Genomic DNA, 14,710 nt, shown 5'->3' on the forward strand with positions numbered 1-14,710 from the left:
GCTGGACCGCGCGGTCATTCCTTGGTGGCTCCGGCGAGCATGCCGGCGACCAGGAAGCGCTGTGAGAAGAGGAAGACGACCAGCACCGGCGTGATGGCCAGCAACGTGGCCAGGGCCAGCTGCGGCCGCTCGATCGCGAGGGAGCCGACGGTCGGATTGAACGACGGCACATTGCTGAGCAGCGTGCCGACCCCCACCTGCACCGGCATCTGGTCGCTCTCGGGGAGCATCACGTAGGGCAGGAAGTAGTTCGTCCAGTTGGCCACGAAGCTGAAGAACCCGACGAGCGCGATCACCGGCGTCGCCAGCGGCAGGGCCACGTGCCGGAACACTCCGAACTCCGTACAGCCGTCGATCCGCGCCGCGGCCAGCAGGTCCCTGGGCACGGCGGTGGTGAAGTAGATGTACGTCAGATACACGCCGAAGGGGTAGAACGAGTACGGCAGGATGATCGACCACATCGTGCCGACCAGCTGAACGGCGTTGATCTCCAGGAACAGCGGCACCACCAGGGTGGCGTTCGGCATCAGCATCACGATCAGCGTGGCGATCAGCAGGGTGCGCCGGCCGCGGAACTCGGTCATGGCCAGCGCGTATCCGGCCGGCACCGCCACGCACAGGGTGATGACCAGCGAAATGCCCGCGTACACGGCCGAGTTGCGCAGCCACAGCATGATGGCGTCGTCCTGGAAGCCGGTCAGCGCGCTCCAGTTGGCCTTCAGCGCATGCCAGGAGCCGAACGAGAGCGGGTTGCCGTTGACGAGCTGGTGGTCCGTCTTTGTCGCCGCCAGCACGAGCCAGAGCACCGGCAGGACGAAGAAAACCACGAAGGCGGCGAGTACGGCGCCGACCAGCAGCCGGGACGCCTGGCTGCGGCGGGGGGCGTGGGGCTTCCGGGGCCGGGGGCTCATGGCGCCGTGGCCCGGCCTCGGGCCGGCGACGGCGACTGCGGGGCGTTCATGGGCCCTACTCGGCATCGAAGAATCCCGACCGTGCGACGAAGAGACCGGCGACCGACAGGCTGACGACCAGCAGTTCGACCGAGACGGCCGCGGCACCGTTGATGTTGTTCATCTGGAAGGCGAAGTCGTACGAGAGCTGGTTGAGGGAGTAGTCACGCCCCGCCACTCCCACGCTGGCCAGCGACAGCAACTGGGGTTCGACGAAGAGCTGGGCGCCTCCGGCGAAGGCGAGGATCACCATGTAGACGATCCACTTGCGGAGCATGGGGATCTGCACCCGCCAGGCCGTCTGCCAGGCGCCCGCGCCGTCGATGCGGGCGGCCTCCATCACGTCGCGCGGGATGTTGTTCAGCGCTCCGTAGATCACCACGATCCAACCGCCGGCACCGGTCCAGAACGCGATGGTCGTGAACAGCAGCGGCAGATGGCCCGGCGCGATGACCTCACCGAAGGTGTCGTATCCCATCGCTCCCAGCAGTGAACTGACCGGGCTCACCGTGGGGTCGAGCATGAACAGCCACACCAGGACGCTCGCTGCACCGGCGAGCGCCCCGGGAATGTAGAACAGGAAGCGCAGCGCCTTGCTGGTCCCGCCGGACGCGAGGCGGTGCAGCAGCAGCGCCAGTCCCACGACGATGACCACGAGGGAGGCCAGCCAGAACACCAGGTAGAGCGCGACGTGCCCGACCGCCGGCAGGAACCGGAAGTCCTGGGCCGTGGTCATGAAGTTGCCGAACCCGGTGAAGCCGCCCTCGGCGTTGGTGAAGGCGAAGTAGATGGCGTATCCGGTGGGGACGACGCCGAAGGCGATCAGCAGGACCACGTAGGCCGCGACGAAGGCCACGCCGGCCCGGCCCGGCCGGGAGACGCGGCGACGTCGGTGCTCAGCGCCCGCCGAGGAGTGGGTGAGAGTCACTGCGAGACCTTGTATCCGTTGGACTCGGCGTACTTGACGATCGAGTCCTGCCAGGCGGGCAGCAGCGAGACGACGGTCTTGCCCTGGGTCAGGCCGGGCTTGACCGTGGCGGCCCAGATGGCCTCCTGACTGAACTGTCCCGAGCCCCACCCCGACCAGACCTGGGTGGAGGCGTCCTTGAGGGCGCTGACGTCCCCGGCGAAGTAGCCGGAGGCGTTCTGCTGCTTCAGCCACACCTCTGCCGCGGGCGCGTAGGCGGGGAACCCGGGCGCCTTCTCGCCTTGGTAGGCGTTGTCGGTAGTGACCCAGGTCAGGAAGTCGGTGGCCGCCTTGACGTGCTCCGAGTGCTGGGACAGCAGCCAGGTGCCGCCGCCCACGTTCCCGGTGGACGGAACTGTCTCACCGCTCCACTGCGGCGCAGGGGCCACGGCGATCTGCTTGGCGGGAGTCTTGAAGGTCTCCTTGAACAGAGCGCCGCCGAACCAGGCCGGACCGGGCATCATCAGGACCTTGTCGGCCTTGTTCTTGCCGAAGTCGGTGCTGAAGACGCCACTCACCGACATGGACTTCTTCTTGATCAGGCTGTCCATGAGCTCGGCCATCCTGGTGCAGTTCGCACTTGTGGTGTTCACCGAGACCGACTTGGCGCCGGTGATGTCGTTGGCACCGCACTTGCTCGCCCACAAGTAGATCTCGGGCGTGAAGGAGTCGCCGGCGTCGCCCACGAGGTAGCCGGGGTGGTCGGCGGCCACCTTCTCGCCCAACTGTTGGTATTCCTCCCAGGTCGTCGGCACCTGGTAGCCGAACTTCTTCATCAGCGGCGCGTTGTACCAGAGCACGGCCTGCGAGAGGTCGTTGCGCAGGCAGTAGAGCGTCCCGTTGACCGTGCAGACGTTGTTGGCGCCCTTGGCGAAGTTCCCGAGAGTGGCCTCGGGTATGAGGCCCTTGTTGAGCGGGGCCACGAAGTTCGCGTCGACGGCCCAGGTCACCTCGTTGTTCTGCGAGCTGAAGACCACGTCCGGCCAGCCCTTGCCCGTGCGGTTGAACAACTGGACCTTCGTCTGCAGGTAGTTCGACCCGTTGGCGTCGCCGTCGTAGCTGACGATGTTCATCTTCACGTTCGGGTGCTGCTTCTGGTACAGCTTCGCGGCGGCAAGCCGGGTCGAGTCCACCCAGACGGTCAACGCCCCGTCCTTCTGGGGGACCTGATTGAAGCCGTCCTTGCTGGTCGTGCTGGTTCCGCCGCCACCGCAGGCCGTGGCGGTGACGACGGTCGCCACGCAACAGGCCAGCAGTGCCGAGCGCCTCTTGGTGACAGCCCTTCCTCCGACGGCGGAAGGCTTCCTTGCGGTCATGGTGACTCCACTACGTTGCGGGCGCCCAGAAGGAACAGGGCATCGACTCCTGCAGCTGCGGAAGAAATTAGGCGCCCTATCGAGTAGTAGGTCAAGAGGATGCGCAGTCACAGTTTTCGACGTTCTAACAAGCTGGACATGTAAAATGTCCCATTATGAACGTTAAATTCTCAGATATTCACCTGGTGGATTTACAATGTCGAAGCGCAGGGGTAGAAATAAGTACGACTCATTCTTCCATGAGCGTCAGCATGCGGAGCGGGATCACCAGTGGAGGCAGGACAGATGAAGGACGCGTCCGACGTCGCGACGGCTTCGGCGACAGGGGCGGAGAGGGAACGCGACTACCGTCCTGGCTACGAACTCATCGCGGAGCGGATCCTCGACTTCATCGGCGAGTCAGGGCTGCAACCGGGCGACCGGCTGCCCACGGAGAACGATCTGGCCCGGCAACTGGAATCCAGCAGGGCCGTGGTCCGCGAGGCGATCAAGATCCTCTCCGCACTCGGGCGGGTTCGAGCGCAGAAGGGACGTGGACTCTATGTCGCGGACGACGAGGGCATGCTCACCGCCCGACGCTGGGGAGGCTTCTTCCGGCCCACCGACCTCGACCACATCTTGATGTTGTTCGAGTTCCGCCGGGTCCAGGAGATGGCCGCCGGCAGGCTCGCGGCCACCCGCGCCACCCCGGCCGAACTGCGGGCCATCGAAGTCGCCGTGGAGATGTGCCGTCATGGATTCGTCCATCAACAGGTCGACGTGTTCAACCAGGCCGACGACGACTTCCACACCGCCGTCGCCACGGCCTCGCACAACAGCCTCCTCCTCGGCGCTGTACGCGATGCCCGCCGGCTGCAGCGCCAGTCCAGCGCGATCGGGATACACGACGTACTCGGCGACCACTCCGAGGCGGCGGTCGAGGAACACATGGCGATTTACGAGGCGATCCGCGACGGCCTGCCGGAGGTCGCGGCTCAGGCGACGGCCGCCCACCTCGACAGGACGCTGGAGGACTACCGGCGTGAGATCCAGCGCCGGCTGTTCGGGTAACGGCTCCGGGCGCCGCACGGCCTGGGCGCCCTGAAGGGGGCTCCACCACCGACAGGGGGTTCATGTCCCGGCATCCGCCGGACCGGGTCTGTTGCCGGATGTCGCAACGGCTCGTGACATCGCGGTCGGACAATCAAGCGGTCAGACATGTGACGCGGGACGCCGTGTGCCTCGACGCGGATACGGTGTCCGGGTACGGATCAGGACGCCGCGATCATCGCGGATCCCGGGATGACAAGCATGGTCATCCCCTCTCTCCACGGCCGTGACCCATGATGCACACAGCGGTGGATTCCATACGGAAGCGCGCGGGTTTGCAGATTCCCGGAGGGAAACGAGCGAGAACTCGCGCGTCGGTCTGCCGATGGGAAGCTCTGACGCGCAGGTTCCGCACGTTCGTGGTTGGTTCACCGGGGATTTCCTGTACACCAACTACCCACACTCGGACGCCAACGGCGCGAAGCTGTGCGCCTGGCGCGACCCATCCGGCAGTCCGGCGTCGGCCCGGGCCGTCACCAACCATCCGGGGTGATGGCGTCTTCCTTGCTTGCCTGCCTGCAGGCAGGCAAGCAAGGAAGACGGCTTGAAGGGCTTCGGTGGTGGGCAGGATCAGCAGGCCAGAGGCGTGCGTTGCTCGGCGCGTTCTGTCGAAACCCGTCAGGGCTGAATGGCCACGTTGGAGACGTGTCAGTGGGCGAGATGGTCTTGGGATCCTTCTGGATGTGCCGGGGACTTCAGCGTCCGTCGGTGGTCGCGAGGGGGCGTCCGGGCATGGTCCGAGGGCTCGGTCGTTCCGGAGGCAACAGGTCGAGCTGTACGCCGAGTTGGCCGATCAGTCGGTGCAACTCGGCGGGCGTTGTGGCGGCGCCGAAGAGATAGAAGTCGGGGCGGACGACGGCCGCGACATGGCCGTGCTCGCGCATATGGGGCAGGTAGGCGTTGTCGGTGTCGATGTAGGCGTTCTCCGTGAACACGGCGGGGTCGTCCGGTGCGTACAGCGGAACGAGCGTCGCGCCGACGCGGTGCAGCATGCTCCGGTCGGCGTCGTCCAGCGCTGAGCAGGGGGCCTCTCCGTCGGTCAGGACGACGAACCCGCCCCCGGTCATCTCGTCCAGGAGGCCGGTCCTGCCGTGGTGGGTGATCCCGTACTGCGGGGTGAGGTGGCCGACGTTCGCCTGGCGGGAGCCGTCCGTGGTGTGCTGGAGCACGCCGTCACCGAGGACCGGCGGAGGGGTCGGCGGCAGGACCCGCGCGGGGTCGGCGCCACCGGCGATCATGCGCGCGTCCCGCTCGGCGGCGGCCCCCTCGTCGAGTACGCAGATGACCTGGCCCAGGGCCATCGAGATACCGATGGCGTGCTGGACGTGTTCGCGTCGCTCGCTCGTGTAGGTGTCGAGGAGGGCAGGTGCGGCCGTGCCTGTCAGCACCAGATCCAGCTTCCAGGCGAGGTTGACCGCGTCGCGCAGTCCCGAGCACATGCCCTGGCCGGCGAAGGGCGGCATCAGGTGGGCGGCGTCCCCGGCGAGCAGCAGTCTGCCCAGCCGCCACCGCTCGGCCCACCGGGCCTGGAACGTGTAGACGGCGTGGCGCTCGATGAAGCTGTTGTCCGGAGTTCGGCCCCAGGGCTTGAGCAACTCCCATGCGGATTCGAGGGTGTTGAGGTCCTCGACACTCTCCTGCGGCAGCCGCATGAACTCCCAGCGCCGCCTGCCCGGGCCGCCGGACACGATCGTCGTGGGGCGCGCGGGGTCGCAGAGCTGCCAGTTCATCGGGGACCAGACGGTGTCCGTGTCGCGGGGCACGAGGTCGACGATGAGCCAGTCGTAGAAGAAGCCCAGATCGGTGACCGCCGTGTCCATCCGGCTGCGGACGAAGCTGTTGGCGCCGTCGGCGCCGACGCAGTAGCGGGCCCGGAAGGTCTGCTCGGTGCCGGTGGGTGTGCGGGCGGTGAGGAGGACATGGTCGACGTCCTCGTGCAGGTCGGTCACCTCCAGGCCGCGGTGCAGGGTGATGGCCGGGAGCTCGGCGGCAGCCGTGGCGAGGACGGCCTCCAGTTCGGGCTGGGAGAAGAAGTTGGCGGCCGGCCACCCCGAGGGACCTGTGCCGGACCAGTCGATGCGGACCAGGGGTTCGCAGTCGCGGTTGTGCCATTCGTAGTGGTCGGGCACGGGGTCCGTGATGGCGCGGACCTGGTCGCCGACGCCGGCGGACTGGAAGATACGGCCGATCTCGTCGTCGAAGTGCACGGCGCGCGGCAGGCCGTAGGCCTCGGGCCAGCGTTCCAGGACGAGGACCTCGTGCCCTGCGCGGGCCAGCAGGATCGACAGGAGCTGGCCGACCGGGCCGAAGCCGACGACGGCCACGCCGTACAGGGGGGAGTCTGTCGTGGTCACGGTGTCACCTCGTCGCACTGTGGGTGCCGGTCATAAGGTCCGCGAGGTCCTCAGGTTGCAGGAAGGACGGGGACGGGGGCGGTCCCCAGCTGAACAGCCCCTTGGCACCTTCGAGGACTTCGGGTGTCCACAGCTGGTCGTCGACGACGCAGTCCATGTCGGAGTAGTACTCGCTGAAGTTGCCCGCCGGGTCCTTGAGGTACCAGAAGAAGTTGGACCCGGCGTAGTGCCGGCCGAGACCCCACACATGCCGTTCGGGATGGTTCTCCAGCATCGCGAAGGCACCGCGGCCCACGTCGTCCACGTCGTCGACCTGCCAGGACGTGTGATGCAGGAAGGTGACGGGAGCGGCCATGACCAGGATGTTGTGGTGGTCGGTGGAACAGCGCAGGAAGGCTCCGCGGTCCTTCATGTAGTCGCTGGCCCTGAAGCCGAGTCCGTCGCGGAAGAAGGCGGTCGTGCCGTCGAAGTCGGTGGTGCCGACGACGGCATGGCCGAGCTTGCGAGGCTTGACCGCGACGTCGCGGACGACTCCCGGCGCCCGGCCTCCGGTGCGCTCGGAACGGCCGGGTCCGTTGTACGGCGTGGCGGGGACGGCCGCCTGGACCATGCGGGGGACGACCTCCATAACGGCCCGCACGGCAGTGGCCTTGTCGTACGCGGTCAGGGAGGTGGAGGTACCGGCAAATTCGCTCTCGATGCCCAGCCGCCGCAGCCGGGACGCCGCGGCGGCCAGGTCGTCGGGGTGGTCGGCGCCGATGCGGACCTCGACCAGGCGCCGGGTGGGGGCGGGCACGATGTGGAGCTGGCGGCCGCCGTCACGGGAGCTGAACCAGCCGTCTCCCTCGGGGGAGAGGCCGAACTCGGCGTAATAGGCGCCGGTTTCGGCGATGTTGGGGACCCCCATGGTGACGGAGGTGAGACGGTGCAGTGCCACGACATGGACTCCTTCGTCCAGTGGATCGGAGCGCTCTGGCCTGTCGGTCAGGCGGTGAAGGTCTGGCGCAGTTCGCCGATTCCCTCGACGGCGGAGACGAGCACGTCACCGGGGGTCAGCCAGCGTTGCGGCTCCCGGCCCAGACCCACGCCGGCCGGGGTGCCCGTGAAGATGACGTCGCCGGGCAGCAGCGGCAGGATCGCCGAGAGCTTGTTGATCAGGGCGGGCACGGAGAAGATCAGGTCGCGGGTGCGGCCCTTCTGGACCTCTTCACCATTGATGGCGCAACGGAGTTCGAGATCGTCGGGATCGTCGAACTCGTCCGGGGTGACCAGCCAGGGACCGATCGGGGTGAAGCCGGGAAGGGACTTGCCCAGGCTGAACTGCGGTGCGGGGCCGGCCAGTTGGGTGATCCGTTCGGAGATGTCCTGGCCGACGGCGAGACCGGCGACGTGGTCCCAGGCGTCGGCCTCGGAAACGTACGCGGCACGGGAGCCCATCACCACGACCAGTTCGACCTCCCAGTCGGTGTGTCCCTCGGGCGGCAGCGCGACGTCGGTGACCGGACCGGAGATGCTGGTGGCGAACTTGGTGAAGACCGGAGGCAGGCCCTCGGGCGCCGCGAACCCGGACTCGGCCGCGTGGTCACGGTAGTTGAGACCGATCGCGAACACCTGGCGCGGGGCGGGCACTGGTGAACCCAGCTCGGCGGCCCCGAAGGACCTGCCCGCGGGCAGGTCCGCCCGGTCCGCCCAGTCGCGGAACTCCTCCCAGCGCTCGTAGACGGCCTGCGTGTCGGCGGAGAAGCGGCCGTCGCTGGCCTGCTCGACGTCGATCGCGAGGCCGTCGTGCACAAGGGCCAGACGTCCGGAGAGACGGGCAACGCGCATGGGGGGGCTCCGTGAGTTGTCGGGTGAAGGTGGCCCGGGAGAGCGGATGTGGCAGGGATCAGGCGGGGACGGGGACCGACCAGCCGAAGGCCGCCAGATCGACTTCGGGGTGAACGGCCGCGCACGTGGGGCAGCTGCGGGCGGACAGGTCGGCGGTGAATCGGGCGCAGGCCGCCATATACATCTGGACCGCCGGTGTGTCGTTGTCGTGTTCCCACTCGTAGCGGTGCAGTTCGCTGTCGCACCCCTGGCAGTACCACGCTGCACCCAGCAGACCGGCCTTGAGGGGCAGGTAGCGGATCGTGACGCCCTCCTGGACGGGCGTGATTCGGTGCGGAGTGCCGGCCGGGACGTAGACGTGATCTCCCACGTCCATGCGGAACCGGTTCACCGAACTGTCGCGCAGATGCACGTGTGCCTCGCCGGACAGCTGACTGAGCACCGTGTCCTTCTCGCAGATCAGGTGAAAGGGTTGCGGGAGCCGGTTGCGCGACAGATAGAGCTGCGGGTCGGTGTCGGCGGGCAGGACGGCCGCGTCCTCGTAGTTCCCGAGTTCGGCTGCGACCTTGAGGGCGTGGAGCATACGGCGGCGGTTCATGACTGGCTCTCCTGCTCGGACTGTGCGGTGGCGGCCTGACGCAGTGCGCGGAACGCCGAGTTGACGGCGCCGGTCTGGGCCACCGTCCTCGCCCAGCCCCAACTCGCCTCCGGGAACAAGGCGTTGACATGACCACAGGCCTGACAGGTGCGCCCTGCTTCCGTGTTGCGCAGGGCGGCGAACTCGGTGGAGCCGAGCGTGGTCGCGAACTGCCGTACGGGGTCGCTGGGTTCGCCGTGGCGCTCCACGTCGTAGCCGGGCAGCGGGAAGGGCGTCGCGTCGTAGTCGTGGCGGACGAGTTCCGCCTTGCAGTTCTTGCAGCGGGCGATCAGGGCCTCGGCCTGGTCGCCCTCCTCGGACTGGTGCTGGGTGACGACGATGACGGCGAAGGCCTCGGGGTTCTTCTCGTCGCGGAGGAAGGAGTTCACCCCGTGCAGGTGCTGGGTCGCCATGATCTGGCCGGAGCCGAGCAGCGACTCGTGGGAGCCATAGGTGACGACCACCTCGTTCACGGCGTTCCAGTGGAAGAAGTGCCCGTACTCCGACTCGAAGCCCCCGATGAGTACGTTGCCGCAGGGCACGATCGAACCCGCGTGGTCGTAGGGGAACAGGGGTGTCAGTTGCGCGGCGGCCTTGGACATCCGCTCGTACACATTGGCCTTGAGCGGTTCGCGATCGGGGTCGGGCGGCGGGATCCGGCGCGTCTCCTGGAGTGATGGCGGCTCGGTGAACTGCTGACTCACAACATCTCCTCCTGACGATGATGTCGCATCATGCGGAACGGTAGCCGTCATTGTGGAACCGTACTTCGTTGAATGGCAAGCGGGTCCGGGTATGGAAAAGCGGCCGGACCTGTGCTCTCAGGTCCGGCCGCTCCCGTGTGTGTACCGAGCCGTCTCAGCTCAGCCGGGCGCCCAGTTCGCGTGCGGCGGCCGCGGTCGCGTCGCCGGTCTCCTCGGTCCAGCTCGCGCCGGACCGTGACAGCGGTGCCGTGGTCACGAGTGCGGCCCGGGTGTGGCCGCGCTTGTCGCGCACCGCGGCCGCGACCGCGCTGACGTCGTCTTCGCTCTCCCCGTGGTTGACCGCGTAGCCCGTGCGCCGCACGTGGTCCAGCTGTTCCCGCAGGGCGTCGAGGCTGGTGAGGGTGCGTGAGGTGGGCGCGGCCAGCCGGCCCGACGGGTAGAGGGCGCCGAGCCTGTCGTCGGGCAGTTCGGCGAGCAGGGCCTTGCCGGCCGCGGTCGCGTGGGCATGCATCGTCCAGCCGATCCGGCCGCCGGTGCGGACGACCTGCCTGCTCTCGACGCTGTCGAGATACACGACTTCGGTGCCGCGCAGCAGGGCCAGGTGGACGGTCTCGTTGGTCTTGTCGCGCAGGTCGAGGAGGGTGCTGTGGGCCAGGCCCCGGATGTCGATGTTGTCGACCACGGCCAGGCCGATGTCGACCAGTGCCGGACCGGGTTTGTAGCCGCGGGAGAACTCGTCCTGTTCGACGAACTGGTGGTAGCTGAGGGTCGCCAGCATGCGGTGGACGGTCGAGCGGGAGAGGTTCATGTCGCGGGCGACCTGATTGACCCGGATCATCTCGTGGTCCTCGAACAGGCGCAGCATCCGAAGCACGTTGTCGACCGCTCCGATCAGCCCCGTCGGGCGTTCGGTGTGGCCCGTGTCCTCGGTGCTCTCCGTGTTGTCGCCCCTCTTCGCTTCCACGGAGAGCACAGTAGCGCAGCATTTTCCAGCCTTGCGTCTCTTGGCCTTCAGCGGCACTCTACGGGACACTGTTCCGCAGAGCGCTACATAGGTGCTCCGCATATCGCCACATGAGGGAGAACGGGATGCCTCTCTACGTGAGCCTCCACCAGGCCCCGGGTCTGTCACCGGAAGAGATCGCGGGTAACGCCCCGGAAGTCGCCCAGCAGGTGCACGCGACCTTCCAGCGGTTGTACGTCAACACCGACACCGGATTCATCGTCTCGGTCTACGAGGCCGACGACGCCGCTGCCGTGGAGCGGGAGTTCGAGCGGGTCGGATTCCCCTTCGACTCCATCAATGAGATCGACTTCACCCAGGACGCGGCCGCTCTGGCCGAGATGGCGGCCGAGGTGACCCATGGCTGACGAGCCCCGCCTCGATCACGAGGTCACGCTGCACTTCCGTGGGGACTGGGGCCAGGCCAACATGCACCGCATCTGCGGCTGGCTCGCCCAGGAGATCGGCGACCGGGCCCCCGAGGGCTCCCGGTTCGCCGTCTGGTCGGGCCGGGGCGGCCTGGACCAGATCGAGGCGCTCCATGCCCGGACCTGTGACATCACCGTCGTCACGCCGGCCTGCGCGGTGCGGATGCTGCACCGGGCGGGCCGGCTCGACGGCCTGTCCGCGCTCGGCGTGATCGGCCAGCGCGACCGTCTCGTCGTAGCGGTGGACGCCGCGCTGCCGGTCAGGACGGTCTCCGAACTGGCCGCCCACGCCGACCGGTTGACCATTGCCACGTCACCGGACGACGGTGTGAACGTCATCGGCCTGGCCGCGCACAAGGGCCTGCGCCTCGCCGGACTCGACCCGGACAAGCTGACCTTCGCCTACAGCGAGCGCCCCTTCCCCGCGATCACCCGGTTCGCGAACGGCGAGGCCGATGTCCTTATCCACGAGGCCGTGATGACCCCGCACTGGCAACGCGTCGCCGCCGTCCGCCCGGTGAAGTACCTGCCCTGGGGCGACGAGGTCCTGGAGGCGTTTGCTGCCGAGGGCTGGCCGGGCGCCGTGGTGGAGGCCGGGTACCTCCCCGGTCTCGAACGGGACCTGCGCACGCTGGAGTTCTCCGACTTCGTGGTGCTCTGCCGGGACGACCTGGCCGAGGACGTCGCCCACCTCGCCACGTGGTGCATGGTGCAGACCCGTCGCGCCCTGGAAGCGCAGTACGCGCACCTGCCGGCGGACCACTCCCCGGTCACGTATCCGCTGGTGCCCGAGGACATGGCCCGCGCCCCTCTTCCGCTGCACCCCGGTGCAGCACGTGCCTACGCGGAACTCGCGGCGCGGGACGTACTGCCCGACGCGCCCGTGTGGGGGTGACCATGCCCACGTCTGACACGGACACTGAACTGCTCATCATCGGCGCCGGACCCACCGGGCTCTTCGCGAGCTTCTACGCCGGCCTGCGCGGCCTGAGCGTCACGCTGCTCGACAGCCTGCCGCACCTCGGCGGCCAGGTCGCCGCCCTCTACCCGCGCAAGGAGATCTTCGACATCGCCGGGTTCCCGGCGGTCACCGGACAGGAACTGGTCGACCGGCTTGTGGCACAGGCGCGGCTCGCCGAACCGGTCATCCGGCTCGACGAAGCCGCGGGCAGGCTGGAGAGCGGACCCGACGCGGTGACGGTGACCACGAGCAGCGGCCGCCGCATCAGGGCGGGTGCGGTCCTGATCACCGCTGGCATCGGCCACTTCACCCCGCGGCCCCTGCCCGCCCTGGACACCTTCGCCGGAAGCGGCGTGCACCACGTGGTGGCGGAGGCCGAGACGTACACCGGGCGTCACGTGGTGATCGTCGGCGGCGGTGACAGCGCCGTCGACTGGGCCAACGCCCTTGTCCCGTACGCCCGCCAGGTCACTCTCGTCCACCGTAGGAAGCGGTTCCGCGCCCACGAGCAGTCGGTGACCCGGCTCATGGACTCCACCGTCAGGATCCTCACCGACAGCGAGATCGCCGAGGTGCACGGCGGCGACCGGATGGAGGCGGTGACCGTACGCGACTGCGGCTCCCAGGCGCTGCTGCGACTCGACGCCGACGTACTGATCCCCGCCCTCGGACACATCGCCTCGCTGGGCCCCCTGACCGGTTGGGGGCTGCACCTGCGCGGTCAGCAGATCGAGGTTGCCACCGACATGTCCACCGGCGTCGACCGTGTCTTCGCAGCGGGCGACATCACCACCTATCCCGGCAAGGTCCGGCTCATGGCGGTCGGATTCGGCGAGGCGGCGACCGCCGTCAACAACCTAGCCGTCCGGCTGCGACCGGGAGAGGACCTCTTCCCCGGGCACTCCACGGACCGGCCCACCGCTCCACCGCCGCAGAAGGAGGTGACGGCATGGCCTATGTGATCAACGAGAAGTGCATCGACGAACTCGACGGGTCGTGCGTCGACGTGTGCCCCGTGGACTCCATCTACGAAGGCCTGGTCAAGCGCTACATCCAGCCCGACGAGTGCATCGACTGCGGCGCCTGTCTGTCCGAGTGTCCGGTCAGTGCCATCACCTCGCCCGCCGACATCAAGGACCCGACCTGGGCCGAGGACAACAAGGCGTTCTTCGCGCTGCCGCTGCCCGGCCGCGACGCACCACTCGACAGCCCCGGCGGAGCCACCGGGACCGGGCCGATCGGGGCGGACACCCCGCTCGTGACCGGCTGGACCAAGGAGTGACCATGCAGCACATCCCGATCCTCGTCATCGGCGGCGGGATAGGAGGAATGGCCACGGCCCTGGCCCTGGCCAGGGCGGGCTTTCCGGCGCACATCGTTGAACAGGCCCCCGCGTTCGGGGAGATCGGCGCGGGCATCCAGCTGGCCCCCAACGCGCTCAGGGTCCTGGACGGCCTCGGTGTCCTCCCCGCCCTCGACGACGTGTCCGTCCGCCCGCGCAACCTGGTCTTCATGCACGCCGACACCGGTCAGCACCTGACCACGGTCGACCTCGGCACGCCGTTCCAGCGGCGCTACGGCAGGCCCTATATGGTCCTGCACCGCGGTGACCTCCTGGACGTCCTCCTCCAGGCATGCCGGGCCGACGAACGCGTCACCCTGGAGACGGGCCGACAGGTCGTCGAGATCACCGACCTCGACACCAGCGCCGAGGTGCACTTCGCAGACGGGGACAGCTACCGGACCGACGCCTTGATCGGCGCCGACGGCCTGTGGTCCCGCACCCGCCGACTGCTGTCCGAGGACCGGCCGATCACCGACACGTACGTCGCCTACCGCGGCGCACTGCCCATGAGCGACGTGACGGCGCCGGACGAGCCGGACGACGAAATCGTCTGGATCGGCCCGCACAAACACCTGGTCCAGTACCCCATCCGCCGTGGCGAGCTCTACAACCAGGTCGCCGTCTTCCGCAGCTCCCGCTACACCCCCGAACAGGAACTCACCGACACCTGGGGCCTGGCCGACGAACTGGACGAACACTTCGCCGGCTCCTGCGAGCACGTCCGCACCTCCATCGCCACGGTCAACCGTGAACGACGCTGGGTGATGTACGACCGCGCACCCCTCGCCGACTGGACGCGCGGACGGATCACGCTCCTCGGAGACGCGGCCCATCCCATGGTGCAGTACCTGGCCCAGGGCGCCTGCCAGGCCATCGAGGACGCCGGATGCCTGGCCCGGTCGATGCGCGAGAACGACGGAGACGTCGACAAGGCGTTCGCCGCCTACCAGGCCGAACGCATCCCACGGACCGCACGGGTGCAGCGCGTCGCCCGTGGCTGGGGGCAGGTCTGGCACGACGACGGGGACGTCATCCCGGCCCTGCGCGACCGCGTCTTCGGCCGCAGACGCCCTGACGACTACACCGACATGGACTGGCTGTACCAGCCGGTCGCGAGCTGACGGGAGCC

General features: G+C 68.3%; 15 protein-coding genes. 6 read left to right on the plus strand and 9 right to left on the minus strand.

Annotated features, from left to right (window positions below):
* Window positions 1-14: 14 nt before the first annotated feature.
* From OG496_RS10375 to OG496_RS10385, 3 genes are read right to left on the minus strand one after another with little or no spacing between them, the layout of a single operon-like run.
* Window positions 15-911, minus strand: a complete 897-nt coding sequence (locus OG496_RS10375; protein ID WP_405970560.1) for a carbohydrate ABC transporter permease — start codon at window positions 909-911, stop codon at window positions 15-17.
* A gap of 55 nt (window positions 912-966) precedes the next feature.
* Window positions 967-1,878 (minus strand): carbohydrate ABC transporter permease, encoded by a 912-nt coding sequence (locus OG496_RS10380; protein ID WP_405970561.1) that lies wholly within the window; start codon window positions 1,876-1,878, stop codon window positions 967-969.
* Entirely contained in the window at window positions 1,875-3,233 is a 1,359-nt protein-coding gene (locus OG496_RS10385) for an ABC transporter substrate-binding protein (RefSeq protein WP_405970562.1), read from the minus strand. Before OG496_RS10385 ends, OG496_RS10380 begins: the two co-directional genes overlap by 4 nt.
* 285 nt (window positions 3,234-3,518) lie before the next feature.
* On the opposite strand from OG496_RS10385, the gene OG496_RS10390 reads away from it, so the two are divergent.
* Window positions 3,519-4,283 (plus strand): FadR/GntR family transcriptional regulator, encoded by a 765-nt coding sequence (locus OG496_RS10390; RefSeq protein WP_405970563.1) that lies wholly within the window; start codon window positions 3,519-3,521, stop codon window positions 4,281-4,283.
* 734 nt (window positions 4,284-5,017) lie between these two features.
* Here the strand turns inward: OG496_RS10390 and OG496_RS10395 are convergent.
* The 6 genes from OG496_RS10395 to OG496_RS10420 form a co-directional block, all read right to left on the minus strand.
* Window positions 5,018-6,694, minus strand: coding sequence for a bifunctional 3-(3-hydroxy-phenyl)propionate/3-hydroxycinnamic acid hydroxylase (locus OG496_RS10395; RefSeq protein WP_405970564.1), 1,677 nt, complete (start codon window positions 6,692-6,694; stop codon window positions 5,018-5,020).
* Window positions 6,681-7,613 carry a VOC family protein gene (locus OG496_RS10400; RefSeq protein WP_405970565.1) on the minus strand — a complete coding sequence of 311 codons (933 nt, stop codon included), beginning with the start codon at window positions 7,611-7,613 and terminating at the stop codon, window positions 6,681-6,683. Before OG496_RS10400 ends, OG496_RS10395 begins: the two co-directional genes overlap by 14 nt.
* Window positions 7,614-7,660: 47 nt before the next feature.
* Window positions 7,661-8,503: a fumarylacetoacetate hydrolase family protein gene (locus OG496_RS10405; RefSeq protein ID WP_405970566.1), complete on the minus strand. Its 843-nt coding sequence runs from the start codon at window positions 8,501-8,503 to the stop codon at window positions 7,661-7,663.
* A gap of 58 nt (window positions 8,504-8,561) precedes the next feature.
* Window positions 8,562-9,101: a hypothetical protein gene (locus OG496_RS10410; RefSeq protein ID WP_405970567.1), complete on the minus strand. Its 540-nt coding sequence runs from the start codon at window positions 9,099-9,101 to the stop codon at window positions 8,562-8,564.
* Complete coding sequence (locus OG496_RS10415) at window positions 9,098-9,844, minus strand: hypothetical protein (RefSeq protein WP_405970568.1); 747 nt, start codon at window positions 9,842-9,844, stop codon at window positions 9,098-9,100. The genes OG496_RS10410 and OG496_RS10415 overlap by 4 nt, the downstream gene beginning before the upstream one ends.
* A gap of 154 nt (window positions 9,845-9,998) precedes the next feature.
* Complete coding sequence (locus OG496_RS10420; protein WP_405970569.1) at window positions 9,999-10,808, minus strand: IclR family transcriptional regulator; 810 nt, start codon at window positions 10,806-10,808, stop codon at window positions 9,999-10,001.
* A 125-nt stretch (window positions 10,809-10,933) separates the two neighbouring features.
* Here OG496_RS10420 and OG496_RS10425 point away from each other — a divergent pair, with 125 nt between their 5' ends.
* From OG496_RS10425 to OG496_RS10445, 5 genes are read left to right on the plus strand one after another with little or no spacing between them, the layout of a single operon-like run.
* Window positions 10,934-11,215 carry a nickel-binding protein gene (locus tag OG496_RS10425; RefSeq protein ID WP_360079868.1) on the plus strand — a complete coding sequence of 94 codons (282 nt, stop codon included), beginning with the start codon at window positions 10,934-10,936 and terminating at the stop codon, window positions 11,213-11,215.
* Window positions 11,208-12,170, plus strand: a complete 963-nt coding sequence (locus OG496_RS10430) for a TAXI family TRAP transporter solute-binding subunit (protein ID WP_405970570.1) — start codon at window positions 11,208-11,210, stop codon at window positions 12,168-12,170. The genes OG496_RS10425 and OG496_RS10430 overlap by 8 nt, the downstream gene beginning before the upstream one ends.
* 2 nt (window positions 12,171-12,172) lie before the next feature.
* The gene (locus OG496_RS10435; protein ID WP_405970571.1) at window positions 12,173-13,198 is read left to right on the plus strand and encodes an NAD(P)/FAD-dependent oxidoreductase; all 1,026 of its coding nucleotides are present in this window, start codon (window positions 12,173-12,175) and stop codon (window positions 13,196-13,198) included.
* Entirely contained in the window at window positions 13,186-13,518 is a 333-nt protein-coding gene (locus OG496_RS10440) for a ferredoxin family protein (protein ID WP_360079871.1), read from the plus strand. Before OG496_RS10435 ends, OG496_RS10440 begins: the two co-directional genes overlap by 13 nt.
* A gap of 2 nt (window positions 13,519-13,520) precedes the next feature.
* A complete protein-coding gene (locus tag OG496_RS10445; RefSeq protein ID WP_405970572.1) occupies window positions 13,521-14,702 on the plus strand; it encodes an FAD-dependent monooxygenase in 1,182 nt (393 codons plus the stop codon).
* The last annotated feature ends 8 nt before the right edge of the window (window positions 14,703-14,710 follow it).

The organism is Streptomyces sp. NBC_00988 (assembly GCF_045162645.1).
In the GTDB taxonomy this organism is placed as follows: domain Bacteria; phylum Actinomycetota; class Actinomycetes; order Streptomycetales; family Streptomycetaceae; genus Streptomyces.